This is a genomic window from Taklimakanibacter albus (genome assembly GCF_016595235.1).
Lineage (GTDB): Bacteria > Pseudomonadota > Alphaproteobacteria > Rhizobiales > Aestuariivirgaceae > Taklimakanibacter > Taklimakanibacter albus.
This window is the reverse complement of the sequence record NZ_JAENHL010000008.1, coordinates 1,799,576-1,819,754: the sequence shown is the minus strand read 5'-3', so window position 1 is coordinate 1,819,754 and position 20,179 is coordinate 1,799,576. Positions and strand designations below refer to the sequence as shown.

Genomic DNA, 20,179 nt, shown 5'->3' with positions numbered 1-20,179 from the left:
GCTTAAGCCTCAAATCAGGGAAGGAAATCGCAATGCTGGACCCCGCCAGTGCCTGGTCGCATGAGCTCGACCGCCGGATCGCCCTTTACGAAGACCTGGAAGCCGCGGGAAAGCTCCCCGGCCGTCTGACCGCCCTGGATTATTGGGCGATGACTCTCCTGAGCGTCGCTCTGGTCGCCGGCTTCTGGCTCTGGGGGCGCTGACATGGCGAGCGTCGAGACGGACGAGTTCCAGCTGGCCGCCGAGCGCGGCGATGCGCCCTTGCTGCCCTCTGAAAGACTCTGGGGCTTCTGGGAATTCACCTATGCGAATTCGGCCCTGGCGATCGCCACCTGGGCCTTTCTGATCGGCGGCGCCGTCGGGCTGTTTGTCGGCCCGAAAGAGGGCATCGCCGCCATCGTGATCGGCAACATCATCGGCGTCGTCCTGACCGCGCTCGCCACCTGTGTGGCGACCGGGCGTTACGGCATCGAGCAATTCGTCTTCCTGCGCAGCATGTTCGGCGCCAATGGCAGCCGCGTCGTCTATTTCCTCGCCGTGGTCTTCCTCACCATGGGCTGGCTCGCGGTGCTGGGACTTATGTTCGGCCGCTCGATCGAGGGCCTCAAAGGGCTGGCGGCCGGCGCCGCGGCGACGCCGCAAAGCGGCTCAGGCCTTTCGGTGCTCGTCGCCGCGGTCGGCGCCATCCTGCTCACCTGGTTCATCGTCGCCAAGGGGCCGACCTCGATCAAGTTCTTCAACATGGTCGTGGCGCCGGCGCTGCTCGCGCTGATGGTCGTGATGATGGTGCTGATCCTGTCGAAGCACTCCTTCGCCGATCTGATGGCGATGAAGGCGCTTGATCCGCCTTTCGAGGACAACACGGTCAACTTCATCATCGCGATCGAGGTCAATATCGCCGCCGGCATGTCCTGGTGGCCTTATGTCGGCAATCTCGCGCGCCTCACCAAGACCGAGCGCACGGCGATGTGGCCCAATCTCATCGGCATCTTCGGCGCCGCCGCCTTGGGCGAAACCGTCGGCCTTCTCGCCGCGGTGGCGCTCGGCAACAGTGATCCCACCATCTGGATGGCACAGATCGGCGGCATCACCATCGGCATCATCGCGCTGGCCTTCGTCGCCTTCGCCAACATCACCAGCATGACCAACATCCTCTACACATCGGTCATCGGCCTGCGTCAGGTCGGCACTGGGTCTTTACGCGCCATGCGCTGGGAAGTGCTGGCGCTGCTCTTCTGCCTGGTGCCGCTGTTCCTCGTCCTGTTCATGCCCGGAATCTATGACGGCTTCTTCAAGTTCCTGGTCTGGACATCGGCCTTGAACAGCGCCTTGACCGGCATCGGCATCGCCGACTTCTTCCTCCTGCGCAAGCAGAGGCTCAATCTGAGAGCGCTCTTCGCCAGCCCGCATGATCCGGCCTATCGCTTCTGGCAGGGCTTCAATCCGGCCGGGCTGATCGCACTCGCCGTCGGCTTCATCGTTTATGTCTGGGTGTTCAACCCGCAGACGCTGAGCCATGCCCCGGTCTTCGTCTATCTCACCGCCTCGATCCCGTCCTGCGTGGCGGCGGGCCTCGTGCATGTGCTCCTGACCTGGGCCTGGGTGCGCCGGCGCGGCTGGGGCGACTATCCGCAATCATAGAAAGTGAAGCGAGGCCATGTCCGACATCTATGATTACATCATCATCGGCGCCGGTTCGGCGGGCTGCGTCCTCGCAAACCGGCTGACCGAAGACGCGGCGACGAGCGTGCTGGTGCTCGAATTCGGCGGCAATGACCGCAGCATCTTCATCCAGATGCCGAGCGCCTTTTCGATCCCGATGAATGGCAGCAAATACAACTGGCGTTATTACACCGAGCCCGAGCCCGGCCTTAACGGGCGGCGCATCCATTGTCCGCGCGGCAAGGTGCTGGGCGGCTCGTCGTCGATCAACGGCCTCGTTTATATGCGCGGGCATGCTCACGACTATGACGAATGGGAGAAGCTCGGCGCCCGCAACTGGGGTTATAGAAACTGCCTGCCTTATTTCCGCAAGGCCGAGACCTTCGCCGGCGGCGGTGACGATTATCGCGGTCAAGACGGGCCGCTCCATGTCAACAGCGGCAACGACATGGCCAACCCGCTCTGCAAGGCCTTCGTGGCGGCGGGGCAGGAGGCCGGCTATTCGATGACCACCGATCCGAACGGTTATATGCAGGAGGGCTTCGGCCCGATGCATATGACGGTCAAGAACGGCGTGCGCTGGTCGACGGCCAATGCCTATTTGCGTCCCGCGATGGCGCGGCCAAATCTGCGTGTCGTCACCCATGCCCTGACGCACAGAGTGATCATCGGCGAGGGCCGTGCCGAGAGCGTCGAATACTCCGTCAACGGATCACTTCGTCAGGCCCGCTGCCGGCGCGAGGTCATCGTGGCGGCGGGAGCGATCGGCTCGCCGCATCTCCTGCAGCGCTCGGGCATCGGCCCGGCCCAGGTGCTCAATGCCGCCGGCATCGAGATCGTGCACGAACTGCCGGGCGTCGGCGAGAATCTGCAGGATCATTCCGAGATCTACATCCAATATGCCTGCAAGCAGCCGATCACGCTCAACGGCCATATGGGGCCCTTGGGCCGGTTGCGCATCGGGCTCGAATGGCTGTTGTTCAAGCGCGGCCTCGGCGTCACCAATCATTTCGAGGCGGGTGGCTTCATCCGCTCGGACGTGTCCGTCGCCTGGCCCGACATCCAGTATCACTTCCTGCCCGCCGCCATGCGCTATGACGGCAAGCAGCCGCTCGACGGCCATGGCTTCATGGTGCTGACCGGCCCCAATAAGCCGAAGAGCCGCGGCCATGTGCGGGTGCGCTCGGCCGATCCGAATGAGCACCCGGCCATTCTCTTCAATTATCTCGATCGCGAGGAGGACCGCGAGGGCTTCCGGCGTTGTGTGCGGCTCACCCGCGAGATCATCGCGCAGCCCGCTTTCGATCCCTATCGGGGTGACGAGGTGGCGCCCGGTCCCGATGTCCAGAGCGATGATGAGATCGATGACTTCGTGCGCCGGACGATGGAGACCACCTATCATCCTTGTGGCAGCTGCCGCATGGGCGAAGACGGAATGGCGGTGGTCGACAGCGAGCTCAGGGTGCGTGGGCTTTCCGGTCTCCGGGTCATCGACTCCTCGGTTTTCCCAAGCGAGCCCAATGCCAATCTGAACGCGCCGACCATCATGCTGGCCGAGCGCGCCGCCGATCTTCTGCGCGGCCGCCCGCTGCTCCCGGCCTCCAATGCGCCGGTCGGGTTGGCGGAGGGCTGGCAGAGCCGCCAGCGCCCGGGCCTGCCCCTGCGTCCGCTGTCGCCGGCCTGATCCGGCCGGGCCGGTTCACAGACGGGGGGAAATGGTCTAGATCACGCGCGGCTTCCGGAGATGGAAAAGAGGCGCGTGAAGAAGGTCCACATCAAATCCTATGGCTGTCAGATGAATGTCTATGACAGCCAGCGCATGGGCGATCTCCTGGGTCCGCTCGGCTACGAAGCCGTGGCGGGGCCGGAAGAGGCCGATTTGATCATCCTCAACACCTGCCATATCCGCGAAAAAGCGGCCGACAAGGTCTATTCGGAACTCGGCAAATTGCGCCTGCTCAAGCAGGAACGGGCGAAGCAGGGCGGCGAAACGGTCATCGCGGTGGCGGGCTGCGTCGCCCAGGCCGAGGGCGAGGAGATCGTGCGCCGCGAAAAGTCGGTCGATCTGGTCTTCGGTCCGCAGACCTATCACCGTCTGCCCGATCTCCTCAAGGCGCGTGTGGCGACGGGCAAAGCCGTCGTCGAGACCGAGTTTCCGGCCGAGGACAAGTTTGCGCATCTGGCGCGAACGCTGCCCAAACGCGGCGTCACCGCCTTCCTCACCGTGCAGGAGGGCTGCGACAAGTTCTGCAGCTTCTGCGTGGTGCCTTATACGCGCGGCAGCGAATTCTCCCGCCCCGTGACGCAGATCGAGGCCGAGGCACGTGCCCTTGTCGATGCGGGCGTGCGCGAGATCACCTTACTCGGCCAGAATGTGAATGCCTATCATGGCGCCGGACCGGACGGTGAGATCTCCTCGCTCGCCGGGCTCATCACACATCTGTCACGCATCGATGGCATTGAACGTTTGCGTTTCACAACTTCGCATCCGCGTGACATGTCGGACGATCTCATCGAGGCCCATGCCGAGAATCCCAAATTGATGCCCTATCTGCATCTGCCCATCCAGGCCGGCAGCGACCGGGTGCTGAAGGAGATGAACAGGGGCCATCGCGCCGAGGAGTATCTGAAGCTCATCGCCCGCATCCGCAAAGCCAGGCCCGATATCGCCGTGTCGGGCGACTTCATCGTCGGCTTCCCGGGCGAGACCGAGGCCGATTTCGAGGCAACCCTGGCGGTTACCCGGGAGGTCCGTTACGCCGGTGCCTTCTCCTTCAAATATTCGCCGCGGCCAGGGACACCGGCCGCCGACCGGGCCGATCAGGTTCCTGAGGAGGTCAAGTCCGATCGCCTGGCCAGGCTCCAGGCGCTGCTCGGAACCCAGCAGAAGGACTTCAACCAGGCCTGTCTCGGCCGCCAGATGCCGGTTCTCCTGGAAAAGCCGGGCCGTCATCCGGGCCAGCTGATCGGTCGTTCACCCTATCTGCAGGGCGTCTATCTTGACGCTAAGGGACATGCTATTGGGGACATGGTGAACGTGACCATCGACGCAGTTGGATCGAACGCCCTTTCGGCCCATATTCATCCCTGAATGTCAGTGATTCTCCAGTCCAGAACCCCAGCCGAAGGAGCAGCTTCTCATTGAGTGCGCGCGCCAATGCCCGTGACGCGGCCGGCCAGAAATCCGGCCCCATGACAGAAGATCGTGACATCACCACGCTGGTTTTCGACGACAATCGCCTGTTGGCGCCCCTTTTCGGCGAGCATGACCAGCATCTGGCCCTCATCGAGCACCGCCTGGGCGTCGACATCACGCCGCGCGGCAACCGCATCTCGGTGAAGGGACCGCAAAATGCCCGCGACAATGCCCAGATGGTCCTGACCTCGCTTTATGAGCGGGTGCGGCGTGGGCTCGAGGTCGCGCGCGGCGATGTCGAAGGTGCCATCCGGATGAATCTCACGACCAACGGCGATGTGGCGGCGGACGAATCGGCGGTGCGGACCAAGCGCAAGCTGGTGACGCCCAGGACGCCGATGCAGAAGGCCTATGTCACGGCCATCCGCGCCCATGAGCTCGTCTTCGGCACCGGCCCCGCCGGCACCGGCAAGACCTATCTGGCGGTGGCCTGCGCCGCCGCAGCCTTGATGAACGGTGAAGTGGACCGCATCGTGCTGTCGCGCCCCGCGGTCGAGGCGGGTGAGCGTCTGGGCTTCCTGCCCGGCGACATGAAGGAGAAGGTCGACCCCTATCTGCGCCCGCTCTATGACGCGCTTTATGATGTGATGCCGGCGCCGCTGGTGCAGAAGGGCCTTGCCGAGAATTTGATCGAGATCGCGCCGCTCGCTTTCATGCGCGGCCGCACGCTCGCTTCCGCCTTCATCATTCTCGACGAGGCGCAGAACACCACGCCGCAGCAGATGAAGATGTTCCTCACCCGGCTTGGCGAGGGCAGCCGCATGGTGGTGACGGGCGATCCCTCGCAGATCGACCTGCCGTCCGGCGTCCATTCCGGTCTCGACGACGCGCTCGCCATTCTCCAATCGGTGGAAGGCATTTCGCATGTCGCCTTCACCGCCGCTGATATCGTGCGCCACGCGCTGGTCGGCCGCATCGTCACCGCCTATGACAAGCACGGCCAGAAGGCGCAGGGCTCCCGCGGCACAAAATGATCGCCGCCATCGATATTGCCGACGACGCGTGGGCGCGTGTCGCGGATCTTGGATCCCTCACCGAACGCGCCATCCAGGCCACTCTGGCCCATATCGGCAGGGACAAAAATGTCGAAATAAGCGTGCTCTTTGCGGGCGACGCAGAGGCGGCTACAATGAACGCACAATGGCGCGGGAAGGGCTATGCGCCCAATATCCTGTCATTTCCCGCGCCGGCCGTGCATGATCTCCCTGAGGGAGAGGCGAGGCCGCTCGGCGATCTGATCTTGGCCGCCGGAACCGTGGCCCGCGAAGCGGAGGAACAAGGAAAGACATTGACGTCACATTTAACCCATCTCATCGTCCACGGAACCCTGCATCTCCTGGGGTTCGACCATATTGAGGATCAGGACGCCAGCCGCATGGAGGCGACGGAGATCGCCATCCTGAAAGGTCTCGGCGTGCCGGACCCGTACAACTCATGAGCGACATAGGCCCCTCTCCCAAGCCCGACAGCCTGTTTTCCAGGCTGAAGGGCCTCTTCTCGCCCGACCGCGACGCCACGCTGAGGCAGAGCCTCGAAGGCGTCATCGCCAGCCACGACGCGCAGAATCCGGCCGACATGATGCGCGCCGAGGCGAAGTCGATGATGCTCAACCTCATCAAATTCGCCGATCTGCGCGTCGATGACGTGATGGTGCCGCGCGCCGACATCGTGGCGATAGAGAGCAGCGCCACCATCAAGGACCTGCTCGAGCGTTTCATCGACGCCAATCATTCGCGCATGCCGGTCTATCGCGAAACGCTCGACGATCTTTCCGGCATGATCCACATCAAGGATCTGGTGCGCTGGCTGGCCCAGAAGGGCGCCAAGACGCGCCGCCGCAAGGGCGCCAAGGACGGCAAGGACACGGTGCTCGCCGGCCTGTCGCTGTCGGCGACCGATCTCGCCATCGAGGTGAACGCAATCGGCATCGTGCGCGAGGTGTTGTTCGTGCCGCCCTCGATGCCGACCGCCGATCTTCTCATCAAGATGCAGTCGACGCATATCCATATCGCCATCGTGGTCGATGAATATGGCGGCACCGACGGGCTGGTCTCGATCGAGGACCTGGTCGAAGAGATCGTCGGCGATATCTCCGACGAACATGACTCGGATGAGGAACTGGTCGTCAGCAATGGCGACGGCACCTTCACCGCCAGCGCCCGCGCCGATCTCCAGGAACTCGAGCAGCTTTTAGGCGTCGACTTCCTCCCCGAGGAGCGCGACGAGGAGACCGACACGTTGGGCGGCCTCATCTTCTCGATGTTCGGCCGCGTGCCGGTGCGCGGCGAGTTGCTGCGTCACAACAGCGGTGTCGAATTCGAAGTCCTCGACGCCGATCCGCGTCGCGTCAAGCGGGTGAAGATCCGTCCCGCGCGGCCGGAGCCCGAGCCGCAGGCGGCCGTGGAGCCGGTCCCGACAGAGAAGGACACGACGGGATAGCCGTCAGAGCCAGATCTGCAGTCCGTTCGCCAGTAGCTGCAGGCCGAAGAAGGCGAAGATCGCGCCGGCGCCGCCGGTGATGGCGCGTTCCGAGCGCGCATAGGCGGCGAGCGCACCGGGCCTCGTGAAGAGCCACAGGCAGGCGAGATAGTAGCTGAGCGACATGGCGATCATGAGCGCGACGCTGATGAATCCCAGCCACAGCGGCCCGTGGATGACCGAGGTGGTGGCGAACAGGCTCGCCACGAAAGCCAGCGTCTTGGGGTTCGACATGTTGGTGAGGAAGCCGGCGCGATAGGCGCTTTGCGGCGTGAAGTCCTGGGCCGGGCGCAAGGTTCTGAGCGCCCCGGGCCCGCCAGTCCAGGCTGAGCGCACGAGTGCCAAACCGCGCCAGATGAGATAGAGCCCGCCCACCACCTGGACGGCGCGGAAGGCGCCGGGAAACCGCTCGATGAACCAGGCGAGGCCGAACAGCCCGGCAAAGGCCCAGATCAGCATGGCGCTCTGGATGCCGGCGACGGCCGCCACCGCCACCTTGCGTGGCGCGCTCACCGCGAGCCAGGTGAAGAGCAGCATATTGGGGCCGGGCGTCAGCACCGCCACCAGCCAGAAGGCGGCGAATGGTAGAAGGCTTTCGAGGCCGGGGGTCACATTACAGCATGGAAGGAAGAACGCGATCAGGCGGCTTGTGTCCGTCGACCCAGGTCTTGATGTTGATGATGACCTTCTCGCCCATGTCGACACGGCCCTCGATCGTCGCCGAGCCCATATGCGGCAGGAGCACGGCGCGTTTGGCCCGGAGCAGGCGCGGATTGACCGCCGGCTCGTGTTCGAACACGTCGAGGCCGGCGCCGCCCAGTTCCTCGGCTTCCAGCATGCGGGCCAGAGCGTTTTCGTCGATCACCTCGCCGCGCGCCGTGTTCACGATGATCGCGTCCTTGCGCAAGAGCTTGAGGCGGCGCGCCGAGAGCAGGTGATAGGTGGCGGGCGTGTGCGGGCAATTGACCGACACGATGTCCATGCGCGCCAGCATCTGGTCGAGGCTTTCCCAGTAGGTCGCGTCGAGCTCCTCGGCGATCTTGGGATGGACCGGCTTGCGGTTGTGATAGTGAATCTGGAGGCCGAAGGCCTTGGCGCGCCGGGCGACCGCCTGGCCGATGCGCCCCATGCCGATGATGCCGAGCCGCTTGCCCCAGATGCGATGACCGAGCATCCAGGTCGGTGACCAGCCCTGCCAGCTGTTGTCGGGCCCGATGACGGCAGCCCCTTCGGTGATGCGCCGGGCCACCGCCATGATGAGCGCCATGGTCATGTCAGCGGTGTCTTCGGTGAGGACGCCCGGCGTGTTGGTGACGGTGATGCCGCGCGCGACCGCGGTCTCGACATCGATATTGTCGACGCCGGTGCCGAAATTGGCGATGAGCTTCAACTGGTCGCCGGCCTGGCCGATCACCGCCTTGTCGATTCGGTCGGTGACGGTCGGCACCAGCACTTCGGCCTGCTTGACCGCTTCGATCAACTCGTTGCGGCTGAACGGATGGTCGTCGGAGTTGAGCTTGGCGTTGAACAGCTCCATCATCCGGGTCTCCACCACATCGGGCAGTTTGCGGGTGACGATGACCAGGGGTTTGCGCTTGGACATAAAATGTAACTCCGCGAGGCCGGCCATTGAGATAATCTTAACCTTGCATAGCCAAGGCTAGGCGGAAGGTTTATAGTACCGTTATCCGGCTCGTGTAGACGACATTTGCTGTCTAGCAGAGGGCATGGCAAAGACAAGCCCGGAGCCGGAAACGGCCGTGCATCGACCGAGGGGAATGCATATGGTCAAGACTGCCGCGCCGCGGCGCAGAATCGGACCTGCGATTCTGGGGATAGCATGTATTGCTATCGCCGCTGCAACGGCGTGGTCGCTGGCGGCCGGTCAGCCTGACGGGCCCGGCTCGGCCAAGGCGGCTGCCGACATCACCGGATCAACGACGCCGATCGACAAGGCCAAAGGTCCCTCGGGCCTGCCGCTGCCCCGATTCGTTTCCCTGAAGGCCGACAAGATCAATGTCCGGCGCGGACCCTCGAGCGAGCACCAGGTCGCCTGGGTCTATCAGCGCAAGGGCCTGCCGGTCGAAATCACCGCCGAGTTCGAGAACTGGCGGCGCATCCGCGACAGCGACGGCGATGAGGGCTGGGTCTATCAGAGCATGCTGTCCGGCAAGCGCATGGCGCTGGTGGCGCCCTGGCGCAAGCAGGAAGCCGTACCGATGTATGCGAGCCCGACCAATGCCGCCGGACTGGTTGCCATGGTCAAGGCCGGCGTGGTGGCGACGATCGAGGATTGCACCGGCGATTGGTGCAGCCTCAGTGCCTCCGGCTATCAGGGCTGGATCTCCCAGGCCATGCTCTGGGGCGCCTATCCGGGCGAGCAGATCGAGAAATAAGCGTCTAGCTGCGATTGGACTGATGCCCGACGCCTGTCGGTCGGATAATTGCGTATATTGCGTAGAATACATATTTTACGTATAATGCAAATCTCTTGTTTCCAGGGGATCCGCACATGGCGTCACCCAAGCGAGTTACAGCAACGGCAGGGGAACTCGCCCGGCAGTTCTCTCATTTCAGCGATATCGCATTGGCGCAGCCCGTCGTCGTGACCAAGAATGGTCGCGCCCGCAATGTGCTGATCTCGATCGAGGAATATGAGCGACTGAAACGGCGGGATCAGGAGAGCTTTCTGGCTGCCGACACGCCGGAAGCGTTTCTCGCCGATATCGAAGCCACGGCGACCAAGGGCAAATAGCAATGGGACTTCCCCGCCCCGAGCGCGGGAGTGTCATTCGCTATTCATATCTTTGGGCCGACGAGCGGGCGCGAGGAAGGCATCAACGACCGTCCGGCATTGGTGCTTGCACTGGCAGTCGTTGCCGACGACGCGCAATTGCGCGTGCTTGTTCTGGCGATCACCCATGTGAAGCCACGTTTGGTGTCAGAAGCGGTGGAGCTCCCTTCCGCAACGAAGCTCGCACTCGGGCTGGACGATGTGCCCTCGTGGATTGTCACGACCGAGGCGAACTCATTCATCTGGCCAGGCCGGGATATCCGGCCGGTGCCTGGTCGCAAACCGTCCTCGCCGTTTTACGGGCGTATCCCAGCGACATCATTAGCGAGAGTAGCCCGATCCTATCTGGACAATCGGGAACGCCAGAGAGCGCGGATCGTACCCGGCAGCTTCTAGTTCTGGCGGGTCTTGAGCCGGACGATGATGTCGATCCGGCCGACTTCCATGCCGGGCGGCGGCTCGGGCAGGCCCTTGATGGTCAGATTGTCGGAGGCGATGTCGAACAGCCGGCCCTCGCGCTCGACATAATAGTGATAATGATTGGACGTATTCGTATCGAAATAAGTGCGGTCGCCTTCGATGGCGACTTCGCGCAGGAGACCGGCGCCGGTGAACTGGTTGAGCGTGTTGTAGACGGTGGCGAGCGATACCGGCACCGCGGCGGCGACCGCCTCGGCATGCAGCTGCTCGGCCGTGATATGGCGATCGCCTGATCCGAACAGGATCTCGGCCAGCGCCAGACGCTGACGCGTTGGGCGAAGCCCCGCCCCGCGCAATCTCGTCGCAACAGTCTCGGAATTCATCAAATACCCTTTTAATCCAGCGTAATAAGTATAGCGAATATCACCCTGTGCCTGCAATGGTGCCGAAAAGGGGTATTTTGGTGACCGAACCGTTCGCCTTTCATGCCGGGGATCGGTATGTTAGGAAGCTGTTCGCGGTGTTGGACTGAGAGCGGGGAGCGGAATAGCGGAACAGATGGCCGAACGGAAATCGCGTTTTCTTTATGATGAGTTGATCGCCTGTGCCCGGGGAGACCTGTTCGGGCCGGGCAATGCCCAATTGCCGCTGCCGCCGATGCTGATGTTCGACCGCATCACCCATATTTCCGAAGACGGCGGTGAATTCGGAAAAGGCCAGATTGTCGCAGAGCTGGATGTAAAGCCCGATCTCTGGTTCTTCCCGCCGCATTTTCCGGGCGATCCGGTCATGCCGGGCTGCCTCGGCCTCGATGCCCTCTGGCAGATGCTGGGCTTCTTCCTGGGCTGGCTGGGCGCCCCCGGCAAGGGCCGCGCGCTGGGCGTCGGCGAAGTGAAATTCACCGGCATGGTCGTACCTACGGTCAAGAAGGTCGAATATGTCGTGAACCTCAAGCGCGTCATTCTGCGCAAGCTCAATCTCGGCATCGCCGATGGTCTTCTCAAGGCTGATGGGGAGACTATCTATACAGCGGCTGATCTTCGCGTCGGCTTGTTCTTGCCCGCAAAGGCCTGAGGGAGGCTAAAACCGTCATGCGCCGTGTCGTCGTTACCGGTCTTGGTATTGTTTCGAGCATTGGCAACAATGCCCAGGAAGTCCTGGCATCGTTGCGGGAGGCCAAATCCGGTGTGGTAAAGGCCGAGGATTACGCCAGGCTCGGTTTCCGCTGCCAGGTCCATGGCGCCCCCACTCTTGATCTCGACAGCGCGGTCGACCGCCGCGTCCGCCGCTTCATGGGTGATGGCGCCGCCTGGAACTGGGTGGCGATGCGTCAGGCGATCGGCGATTCCGGTCTCGAGGAAAGCGACGTCAAGAACGAGCGCACCGGCATCATCATGGGTTCGGGCGGCCCTTCCACCCGCACTATCGTCGCCGCCGCCGACACGGCGCGCGAGAAAGGCCCCAAGCGCGTCGGCCCCTTCGCGGTGCCGGCCTCCATGTCGAGCACCAATTCGGCGACGCTGGCGACCCCCTTCGGCATCAAGGGTGTGAATTATTCGATCTCGTCGGCCTGCGCCACCTCGGCCCATTGCATCGGCAATGCCGCCGAGCTCATCCAATGGGGCAAGCAGGATGTGATGTTCGCCGGCGGCGGCGAAGAGCTCGATTGGACCTTGTCGGTCCTCTTCGACGCCATGGGCGCCATGTCGACCAAGTTCAATGCGACGCCGGGCACGGCGTCTCGCGCCTATGACAAGAATCGCGACGGCTTCGTCATCGCCGGCGGCGCCGGCACGGTGGTGCTCGAAGAACTCGAGCATGCCAAGGCGAGAGGCGCCAAGATCTATGGCGAGATCGTCGGTTATGGCGCCACCTCGGACGGCTATGACATGGTCCAGCCTTCCGGCGAAGGTGCGGCGCGCTGCATGCGCCAGGCGCTCGCCACCGTGAAGGAGAAGGTCGACTACATCAATCCGCATGCGACCTCGACCCCGATCGGCGACAAGAAAGAGATCGAGGCCATTCGCGAAGTCTTCGGCAAAAACATTCCGCCGATTTCCGGCACCAAGTCGCTGACCGGCCATTCGCTGGGCGCGACCGGCGTGCAGGAGGCGATCTACTGCCTCCTGATGATGAAGAACGGCTTCATTTGCGAGAGCGCCAATATCGAGGAGCTCGATCCCGAATTCGCCGACATTCCCATCGTCCGCCAGCGCCGTGACAATGTGGATGTGAATGTGGCGATCTCGAACAGCTTCGGTTTCGGCGGCACCAACGCTACTTTGGCCCTGCAGCGCTACAACGGATAGCGTGTGGGAGCAGGCGGCAATTCTTTGAATTTGATTTCAGCGCACCGGGCGGTTTCGGCCTGGAGCGATCGGAAAGTGTAGGGGAGTGATGACGAACGGGTTGATGAAGGGCCGGCGCGGCCTCGTCATGGGGGTGGCGAACGATCATTCGATTGCCTGGGGCATCGCCAAGTCCCTGCATGATCAGGGTGCCGAGCTCGCCTTCACCTATCAGGGCGAGGCGTTCGGGCGTCGCGTGAAGCCGCTCGCCGAGACCGTCGGCTCGAAGCTGGTGCTGCCCTGCGACGTTGAGAATGTCGCGACCGTCGATGAGACCTTCGCCGCCATCGCCAAGCAATGGGGCACCATCGATTTCGTCGTTCACGCCATCGCCTTCTCCGACAAGGCCGAGCTCAAGGGCAAATATGCCGATACGAGCCGCGACAACTTCGTCCGCACGATGATCATTTCGTGCTTCTCCTTCACCGAGATCGCCCGCAAGGCGGCGGCGCTGATGCCGAATGGCGGCTCGCTGGTGACGCTCACTTATGGCGGCTCGGTCAGGGTGATGCCGAATTACAATGTGATGGGTGTGGCCAAGGCGGCGCTCGAATCCTCGGTGCGTTATCTCGCCGCCGATTATGGCCCGCAAGGGGTGCGGGTGAACGCCATCTCGGCCGGGCCGATGCGCACGCTGGCCGGCGCCGGCATCGGCGATGCGCGCGCCATGTTCAACTTCCAGAAGCGTCATTCGCCGCTGCGCCGCACCGTGACACTCGACGAAGTGGGCGGTGCCGCATTGTACCTGCTGTCGCCGCTCTCGGGCGGTGTCACCGGCGAAATCCATTATGTGGATTCGGGCTACAACATCATCTCGACGCCGCGCCCGGAAGACTTGAAGCGCGCTTTCGAAGAAGGCGACGACTGAAAACTCTGGACAACAGCCGCCGACTGTATCGAAACTGCACAGGGCGGGAGATGAGTCGTCTCCGGCTTTGAATGGATCGGAGGCAACTCAATGGCTGAGAGCAAACTCGAATATTACGAAGACAAGGCCGGCGAATGGCGCTGGCGCCGCAAGGCGGGCAATGGCGAAATCATCGGCGCGTCATCGGAAGGCTACAAGTCGAAGGCCGACTGCGAGGCCAATGCGACGCGCGACACGTCCAAGGACAAGTGGGAATTCTACCAGGATGACGCCGGTGGCCATCGCTGGCGCTGCATCGCCTCCAACGGCAAGCAGGTCGGCAAGGCCAGCGAGGCCTTCTCATCGAAGAAGAACTGCGAGCACAATGCCGGCCTGAATAGCTGGAAGGGCTAAAGCATCGGCCCGAAAAGTTGCAGGGGCGGGGTCTAAAGGACTCTGCCCTATTTCTTGCGCCGGGTGAGCTTGAGGCCGGACCAGTCCTGATCGAGCGCGCAGACCTTGATATCGACGAGGCCCGCGGCCAGCGCGACCTTGCGGATATCGTTCTCGCTGAGGCCGGTGGAGAGGCGCGAAGACAGTTTCGGCCACGACACCCAAAGCATGCTGGCCGGCGGCAGGTGCACGGCCAGCTTTGTGATCAGGGCAAGGCCTTTGGTATCACCGATGAAGAGATGGATGGCGTCGCTCGCTTTGGCCGTCTGGCCGAAGCTCAAGCCCTCGGGCGCGTCCGCCATCAGGCTCGCATAATGAGCGGGGGCATGGATGAGGGCGATTTTCATGCCGGGCTTGAAGCCGAGCTTCTTCCACAGAGGCGTTCCCGAATAGCCGGCCATGCTCATGGCTTGGTCACCCGCCGCAAGGTGAGATTGAGGCGGCCGCCTTGCTTGAGAAGCGTCGAGGTCCCGCTGAGCACCCGGTCGATGCCGTGATAGCGCAGCCGCGAGGCGCCGCCCAACACCAGCACATCGCCAGAGGAAAGCTTCAGGGTTTCCGTCTTGCCGCTCCGCTCGGTTCCGCCGATGCGGAAGATGGCGGTGTCGCCGAGCGAGATCGAGACGACCGGGGCGGCGAAATCCTTCTCGTCCTCATCGCGATGCAGGCCCAGTTTGGCGCCTTCGCGATAATGGTTTACCAGACAGGCTTCCGGATCATGCGGATAGTCCGCCACCTTGCGCCAGAGCGCCAGCACCTGGTCCGGGATCTCCGGCCAGGGCTCGCCGGTTTCGGGATGCTGCGCCTGATAGCGGTAGCCGTCCCGGTCCGACACCCAGCCGAGCTGTCCCAGATTGCTCATCCGGACGGTGAAGGGCCGGCCGCTCCTTGGCATCACCGGCGTGTAGAAGGGAGCTTGGGCGACGGCTGCCTCGATCGCGGTGATCAGGGCCTCCTGCGCCGCCCGGTCGAAATAGGACGGCAGATATTTAAGGCCGCTGCTCATACGAGGCGGGTCTCTCTGTCGAATGTACCGTCGAAAAGACCGTCTTTGCGGATCATGAATTCCAGAGCATTCCACAAGTCGACATTGCTCAGCGTCCCGGTCTCGCGGGCGAGGCGGCCGTAATTGAAGAAGGCGGTTTCGCGGGCGAGCGCGCCGAAATCATGCTGAGTCATGGAGCGCGGGAACTCGGCAAACCGCAGGACGCCGAAGGCGCCAAGGCCGAGGAGAAGGGCGACCAGTCCGGCAGTGGTCGTCACGCCGAGATAGAAGGCGGTGAGACAAGATGCGATCCCGACCAGGAACAGAAAGCTCTGATCTGCAGCATAGGGGACGGGAGGCAGCCTGAGGCCGGTTTGATCGCCAAGCGCCTTTATCCGGGAGGCCAGGGCCCTCGCGGGAAAGACATCTGAAATCGCCGTCCGTGGCCCCACCTCGATGCCGGTGGCGGCGGCGACCGCTTTCTTGAGCCGGTAGAAGGTAACGGCACTGAGGCAGCGCTGGCGGCGGTGCGAGGTGGTTCCCATCTTGGCCTGAAGAACCTCAAACAGGTCTCCCACGGTGCTGACCTTGTCGGCATCGCTCTGGACGAAGCGGACCTCGAAGGCCTTTTCCAGGGTCATGAGAAGATCCTCGACATCCTCGGGATCCGGCAGGTAAGGGGACGCCATGGGTGTACTCCTGTGGCCCTAGCTTTCCCATGCTGGGACCGGGACGGCAATCTGGCGCGCCGGCGCCTTTCCGGCCACCCGGAAACCTTTCGGAACTTGGGCTTCAGCTCTCACCAAAACTTGATAGGGCCGGCTTCCAACCTTATATAGCCCCCGAACGCCGGATTCACCTCCAACCCACGGGGGAGGTCCGGTTCAACGTAATAGGGGACCCGCACCCCACTTTCGAGTCCGGGGCGGAAGTGCCGGATAGGGCTTCCACCAGGGTCTGCCGCTAGGAGGTTTTGTAAATGGGAAAAGTCATAGGGATCGACCTCGGTACCACCAATTCCTGCGTTTCCGTGATCGAAGGCAAGCTGCCCAAGGTCATCGAGAATGCGGAAGGGGCGCGCACCACCCCGTCGATCGTCGCTTTTAATGCCGACGGTGAACAGCTCGTCGGTCAGCCGGCCAAGCGCCAGGCGGTCACCAATCCGGAGAATACCTTCTTCGCCATCAAGCGCCTGATCGGCCGGCGCTGGAACGACCCGATGGTCGAGAAGGACAAGAAGCTCGTCCCCTATCACATCGTGAAGGCGGACAATGGCGATGCGTGGGTCGAGGCCCGCGGCCAGAACTATGCCCCCTCGCAGATCTCGGCCTACATCCTTCAGAAGATGAAGGAGACGGCGGAGCGTTATCTGGGTGAAACCGTCACCCAGGCGGTCATCACCGTTCCCGCTTATTTCAACGACAGCCAGCGCCAGGCCACCAAGGATGCCGGCAAGATCGCCGGCCTCGAAGTGCTGCGCATCATCAACGAGCCGACGGCGGCTGCTCTCGCTTACGGTCTCGACAAGAAAGAGGCCGGCACCATCGCGGTCTATGACTTGGGCGGCGGCACCTTCGACATTTCCGTTCTGGAGATCGGCGACGGCGTCTTCGAAGTGAAGTCGACCAATGGCGACACCTTCCTGGGTGGCGAAGACTTCGACATGCGCATCGTCGATTATCTCGCGGACGAGTTCAAGAAGGAGCAGGGCATTGACCTGCGCAAGGACAAGCTCGCTTTGCAGCGCCTGAAGGAAGCCGCTGAAAAGGCGAAGATCGAACTCTCGTCTTCGACCCAGACCGAAATCAACCTGCCCTTCATCACCGCCGACCAGGCCGGTCCGAAGCATCTCACCCTCAAGCTGACGCGCGCCAAGCTCGAAGCCCTCGTGGATGATCTCATCCAGAAGACGGTCGAGCCCTGCCGCCAGGCCTTGAAGGATGCCGGCGTCACCGCGGGCCAGATCGACGAGGTTGTCCTCGTCGGCGGCATGACCCGCATGCCGAAGGTCATCGAGGTGGTGAAGCAGTTCTTCGGCAAGGAGCCGCATAAGGGCGTCAATCCGGACGAAGTCGTGGCCATGGGTGCCGCGATCCAGGCCGGCGTCCTCAAGGGCGAAGTGAAGGACGTTCTGCTTCTCGACGTGACCCCGCTGTCGCTGGGCATCGAGACCTTGGGCGGCGTGTTCACCCGCCTCATCGAGCGCAACACCACGATCCCGACCAAGAAGAGCCAGGTCTTCTCGACGGCTGACGACAATCAGACCGCCGTGACGATCCGCGTCTTCCAGGGCGAGCGTGAGATGGCGGCCGACAACAAGATGCTCGGCCAGTTCGATCTCATGGGCCTGCCGCCGGCGCCGCGCGGCATGCCGCAGATCGAGGTCACCTTCGACATCGACGCCAACGGCATCGTCAACGTGTCGGCCAAGGACAAGGCGACGAACAAGGAGCAGCAGATCCGCATCCAGGCCTCCGGCGGTCTTTCCGATGCGGAAGTCGAGAAGATGGTCAAGGACGCCGAGGCCAATGCTGCCGAGGACAAGAAGCGCAAGGACCTGGTCGAAGCCAAGAATCACGGCGAGAGCCTGATCCATTCGACCCAGAAGTCGATGACCGAGCTCGGCGACAAGGTCTCCGAAGCCGACAAGTCGACGGTCGAGGCCGCCATTGCCGATCTCAAGACGGCGATGGAAGGCACCGATGTCGAGGACATCAAGGAGAAGACCAACGCTCTGGCGCAGTCCGCCATGAAGCTTGGCGAGGCGCTTTATAAGGCGCAGAGCCAGCCTGGTGCGGATGCCGGCCCCGATGCCGGCGGCCAGGGTGGTCAAGGCGGTGCCGACGATGTCGTCGATGCCGACTTCACCGAGGTCAAGGACGACGACAACAAGAAGTCGGCCTAAGAAACGTGTCCTGTTTCCAGCCCGAAAATCTTCTCCCCGCGCAACCCGCGGGGAGAAGCATCTTTTTCGGGCGTGCGGAAACAGGTTAAGAAGAGCTGGGCGGACGGGTCAGAATGGCCAAGCGCGACTATTATGAAGTTCTGGGAGTGCAGAAGGGCGCCGACGAGAAGGAGCTGAAAGGCGCCTATCGTAAGCTCGCCAAGCAATTGCATCCCGACGCCAATCCGGGCGACAAGACGGCCGAGCACAAATTCAAGGAAATCACCGAGGCCTATGAGGTCCTGAAGGACCCGCAGAAGAAGGCGGCCTATGACCGCTTCGGCCATGCTGCTTTCGAGGGCGGCATGGGCGGACGTCCCGGCGGTCCGGGCTTCGGTCCCGAATTCACCTCCTCGATGTCGGACATCTTCGAGGACCTGTTCGGCGAGTTCATGGGCGGTGGCCGTGGCCGCGGCCGGGGCGGCGGCCGGACATCGGCGGCGCGCGGTTCGGACCTGCGCTACAACATGGAAATCAGCCTCACCGAAGCCTATTCCGGCAAGACGGCGCAGATCCGGGTGCCGACCGCCACCGCTTGCGATGTCTGCAAAGGCTCGGGCGCCAAGCCGGGCTCCAGCCCCAAGACCTGCGGCACCTGCGGCGGCCAGGGTGCGGTCCGGGCGGCCCAGGGCTTCTTCACCGTCGAGCGCACCTGCCCCACATGCCATGGCAACGGCCAGGTCATTTCCGATCCGTGCAGCAATTGCGGCGGCCAGGGCCGGCTCACCCGCGAGCGCACGCTGTCGGTCAACATTCCGGCGGGCGTCGAGGACGGCACCCGCATCCGGCTTGCCGGCGAAGGCGAAGCGGGCCTGCGCGGCGGCTCGGCCGGCGATCTTTATATCTTCCTGTCGGTGCGCCCGCATGAGTTCTTCCAGCGCGACGGCGCCGATCTCTTCTGCAAGGTGCCGGTCTCGATGATCGTCGCCTCGCTCGGCGGCGACATCGAAGTGCCGACCATCGACGGCAAGAAGGCGCGCGTATCGATCCCCGAAGGCGCTCAGACCGGCAAGCAGTTCCGCCTCAAGAGCAAGGGCATGCCGGTGCTGCGCTCGAACCAGATGGGCGACATGTATATTCAGGTGACGGTCGAAACGCCGGTCAACCTGTCGCGCAAGCAGCGTGACCTGCTCAAGGATTTCGAGAAGGAATCCCGCAACAACTCGCCCGAATCGGAAGGCTTCTTCGCCAAGGCCCGCGCCTTCTGGGAAGGTTTTGGCTCGTAGTCGAGCGTCCGCGAGTTCTCGTCCCGCTCACACCGCGCCTTCGTCCTCGATATGCAGGACCCGGCCGCAATGTTTGCAATGGACGGCATCGGCGTCATGGCGTTTGAGGCCGCAATCCGGGCATTTGTGCTCGACCTTGTGCGGCCGGATCAGGATCTGGATCAGGCGCAGAAACAAGGACACGCCGAAGATCATGATCAGCACCGACAGCATGCGGCCCCAATGGCCTTGCAGCGTGATGTCGCCGAAGCCCGTGGTGGTCAGCGTCGAGACGGTGAAATAGAGCGCATCGGCATAGTTGGTGATGTGCTCGTTGAGGCCGCGCTGGCTTTCATAGACGATCCCCGTGGTCACGAAGATGAAGAGCCCGAGATTGAGCGCGGCCATCACCGACTGCTCGTTCTCGCGGAAGAGCCGCGAGTCACGGCGCATGCGCATGAGAACGAGGGGGGAGCGCATGATGCGCAGCACCCGCACCACGCGCAGGAAGGCGAGGCCTTCGCCGGCGACTGGCGCCAGGAGCGAGACGATGACCACGATGTCGGCGAGATTGCCGGGGTGCATGAGATCGCCGAGGCGGTCGCGGCTGATCCAGAAGCGCGCCAGGAAGTCGGTGAGGATGATGATGCCGATAATGACGTCGATCACGCCGATCAGCGGCGTGCGCGGCAGGAAGGACGACACCACGAGAAAGACGATTGTCGCGATATCGAAGGTGATGAGGCCGTAGCGGAAGCGGTGCGCCCGGCTCGAGGCCCCTTCATAGAGTTCCCGAACGAAGTTTTTCAGCGCCATTGACCAGTCCGAACCTTTAACTTAGAGCCTG

Annotated in this window: 23 protein-coding genes; 16 read left to right on the top strand and 7 right to left on the bottom strand. The window is 63.1% G+C overall.

Features of this window, described 5'->3' with window-relative positions; translation table 11 throughout:
- The first annotated feature begins 32 nt into the window (after positions 1–32).
- The 7 genes from JHL16_RS31635 (at position 33) to JHL16_RS31605 (ending at position 7,297) form a co-directional block, all read left to right on the top strand.
- Positions 33–203: a hypothetical protein gene (locus JHL16_RS31635; RefSeq protein ID WP_200188832.1), complete on the top strand. Its 171-nt coding sequence runs from the start codon at positions 33–35 to the stop codon at positions 201–203.
- A gap of 1 nt (position 204) precedes the next feature.
- Positions 205–1,641 carry a purine-cytosine permease family protein gene (locus tag JHL16_RS31630; RefSeq protein WP_200188831.1) on the top strand — a complete coding sequence of 479 codons (1,437 nt, stop codon included), beginning with the start codon at positions 205–207 and terminating at the stop codon, positions 1,639–1,641.
- 16 nt (positions 1,642–1,657) lie between these two features.
- Positions 1,658–3,346: a choline dehydrogenase gene (betA, locus tag JHL16_RS31625; RefSeq protein ID WP_200188830.1), complete on the top strand. Its 1,689-nt coding sequence runs from the start codon at positions 1,658–1,660 to the stop codon at positions 3,344–3,346.
- A gap of 60 nt (positions 3,347–3,406) precedes the next feature.
- On the top strand, positions 3,407–4,753 hold the full coding sequence (gene miaB / locus JHL16_RS31620) for a tRNA (N6-isopentenyl adenosine(37)-C2)-methylthiotransferase MiaB (protein WP_200188829.1): 1,347 nt from the start codon (positions 3,407–3,409) through the stop codon (positions 4,751–4,753).
- Positions 4,754–4,854: 101 nt separating this feature from the next.
- Positions 4,855–5,832, top strand: a complete 978-nt coding sequence (locus JHL16_RS31615; RefSeq protein ID WP_137854546.1) for a PhoH family protein — start codon at positions 4,855–4,857, stop codon at positions 5,830–5,832.
- Positions 5,829–6,296, top strand: a complete 468-nt coding sequence (gene ybeY / locus JHL16_RS31610; protein WP_200188828.1) for an rRNA maturation RNase YbeY — start codon at positions 5,829–5,831, stop codon at positions 6,294–6,296. The genes JHL16_RS31615 and ybeY overlap by 4 nt, the downstream gene beginning before the upstream one ends.
- On the top strand, positions 6,293–7,297 hold the full coding sequence (locus JHL16_RS31605) for a hemolysin family protein (protein WP_137854544.1): 1,005 nt from the start codon (positions 6,293–6,295) through the stop codon (positions 7,295–7,297). Before ybeY ends, JHL16_RS31605 begins: the two co-directional genes overlap by 4 nt.
- 3 nt (positions 7,298–7,300) lie before the next feature.
- Here the strand turns inward: JHL16_RS31605 and JHL16_RS31600 are convergent, their stop codons facing one another.
- Together JHL16_RS31600 and JHL16_RS31595 are read right to left on the bottom strand one after the other, a co-directional pair.
- Positions 7,301–7,948 (bottom strand): LysE family transporter, encoded by a 648-nt coding sequence (locus tag JHL16_RS31600; protein WP_200188827.1) that lies wholly within the window; start codon positions 7,946–7,948, stop codon positions 7,301–7,303.
- A 1-nt stretch (position 7,949) separates the two neighbouring features.
- Positions 7,950–8,939: a 2-hydroxyacid dehydrogenase gene (locus tag JHL16_RS31595; protein ID WP_137854542.1), complete on the bottom strand. Its 990-nt coding sequence runs from the start codon at positions 8,937–8,939 to the stop codon at positions 7,950–7,952.
- Between the two features lie 181 nt (positions 8,940–9,120).
- Between JHL16_RS31595 and JHL16_RS31590 the strand changes: the two genes are divergently transcribed.
- The 3 genes from JHL16_RS31590 to JHL16_RS31580 all read left to right on the top strand — a co-directional run bounded on the left by JHL16_RS31590 (position 9,121) and on the right by JHL16_RS31580 (position 10,526).
- The gene (locus tag JHL16_RS31590; RefSeq protein ID WP_137854541.1) at positions 9,121–9,732 is read left to right on the top strand and encodes an SH3 domain-containing protein; all 612 of its coding nucleotides are present in this window, start codon (positions 9,121–9,123) and stop codon (positions 9,730–9,732) included.
- Between the two features lie 116 nt (positions 9,733–9,848).
- Positions 9,849–10,091: a type II toxin-antitoxin system prevent-host-death family antitoxin gene (locus JHL16_RS31585; RefSeq protein WP_200188826.1), complete on the top strand. Its 243-nt coding sequence runs from the start codon at positions 9,849–9,851 to the stop codon at positions 10,089–10,091.
- A gap of 30 nt (positions 10,092–10,121) precedes the next feature.
- A complete protein-coding gene (locus JHL16_RS31580; RefSeq protein WP_200188825.1) occupies positions 10,122–10,526 on the top strand; it encodes a plasmid maintenance toxin (PemK-like) in 405 nt (134 codons plus the stop codon).
- Here the strand turns inward: JHL16_RS31580 and irrA are convergent.
- Positions 10,523–10,933: an iron response transcriptional regulator IrrA gene (irrA, locus tag JHL16_RS31575; protein WP_137854539.1), complete on the bottom strand. Its 411-nt coding sequence runs from the start codon at positions 10,931–10,933 to the stop codon at positions 10,523–10,525. The genes JHL16_RS31580 and irrA overlap by 4 nt on opposite strands.
- A gap of 175 nt (positions 10,934–11,108) precedes the next feature.
- Here irrA and fabA point away from each other — a divergent pair, with 175 nt between their 5' ends.
- The 4 genes from fabA to JHL16_RS31555 all read left to right on the top strand — a co-directional run bounded on the left by fabA (position 11,109) and on the right by JHL16_RS31555 (position 14,159).
- A complete protein-coding gene (gene fabA, locus JHL16_RS31570) occupies positions 11,109–11,624 on the top strand; it encodes a 3-hydroxyacyl-[acyl-carrier-protein] dehydratase FabA (RefSeq protein ID WP_137854538.1) in 516 nt (171 codons plus the stop codon).
- A 17-nt stretch (positions 11,625–11,641) separates the two neighbouring features.
- The gene (fabB, locus tag JHL16_RS31565; RefSeq protein ID WP_137854537.1) at positions 11,642–12,859 is read left to right on the top strand and encodes a beta-ketoacyl-ACP synthase I; all 1,218 of its coding nucleotides are present in this window, start codon (positions 11,642–11,644) and stop codon (positions 12,857–12,859) included.
- Positions 12,860–12,947: 88 nt separating this feature from the next.
- Positions 12,948–13,766: an enoyl-ACP reductase FabI gene (gene fabI, locus JHL16_RS31560; protein WP_200188824.1), complete on the top strand. Its 819-nt coding sequence runs from the start codon at positions 12,948–12,950 to the stop codon at positions 13,764–13,766.
- A 90-nt stretch (positions 13,767–13,856) separates the two neighbouring features.
- A complete protein-coding gene (locus JHL16_RS31555) occupies positions 13,857–14,159 on the top strand; it encodes a YegP family protein (RefSeq protein WP_200188823.1) in 303 nt (100 codons plus the stop codon).
- Between the two features lie 47 nt (positions 14,160–14,206).
- Here the strand turns inward: JHL16_RS31555 and JHL16_RS31550 are convergent, their stop codons facing one another.
- Genes JHL16_RS31550 through JHL16_RS31540 form a run of 3 tightly spaced genes read right to left on the bottom strand, consistent with a single transcriptional unit; the run spans position 14,207 to position 15,872 of the window.
- Entirely contained in the window at positions 14,207–14,605 is a 399-nt protein-coding gene (locus JHL16_RS31550; RefSeq protein ID WP_200188822.1) for a DUF3052 domain-containing protein, read from the bottom strand.
- Positions 14,602–15,204, bottom strand: coding sequence for an alpha-ketoglutarate-dependent dioxygenase AlkB family protein (locus JHL16_RS31545; protein WP_200188821.1), 603 nt, complete (start codon positions 15,202–15,204; stop codon positions 14,602–14,604). Before JHL16_RS31545 ends, JHL16_RS31550 begins: the two co-directional genes overlap by 4 nt.
- Positions 15,201–15,872, bottom strand: coding sequence for an acyl carrier protein (locus JHL16_RS31540; RefSeq protein WP_200188820.1), 672 nt, complete (start codon positions 15,870–15,872; stop codon positions 15,201–15,203). Before JHL16_RS31540 ends, JHL16_RS31545 begins: the two co-directional genes overlap by 4 nt.
- A 290-nt stretch (positions 15,873–16,162) precedes the next feature.
- Here JHL16_RS31540 and dnaK point away from each other — a divergent pair, with 290 nt between their 5' ends.
- Together dnaK and dnaJ are read left to right on the top strand one after the other, a co-directional pair.
- Positions 16,163–18,088 carry a molecular chaperone DnaK gene (dnaK, locus tag JHL16_RS31535; protein ID WP_200188819.1) on the top strand — a complete coding sequence of 642 codons (1,926 nt, stop codon included), beginning with the start codon at positions 16,163–16,165 and terminating at the stop codon, positions 18,086–18,088.
- A 113-nt stretch (positions 18,089–18,201) separates the two neighbouring features.
- The gene (gene dnaJ / locus JHL16_RS31530; RefSeq protein WP_200188818.1) at positions 18,202–19,353 is read left to right on the top strand and encodes a molecular chaperone DnaJ; all 1,152 of its coding nucleotides are present in this window, start codon (positions 18,202–18,204) and stop codon (positions 19,351–19,353) included.
- A 27-nt stretch (positions 19,354–19,380) separates the two neighbouring features.
- Here the strand turns inward: dnaJ and JHL16_RS31525 are convergent, their stop codons facing one another.
- Positions 19,381–20,148, bottom strand: a complete 768-nt coding sequence (locus tag JHL16_RS31525) for a potassium channel family protein (RefSeq protein ID WP_200188817.1) — start codon at positions 20,146–20,148, stop codon at positions 19,381–19,383.
- Positions 20,149–20,179: the final 31 nt, after the last annotated feature.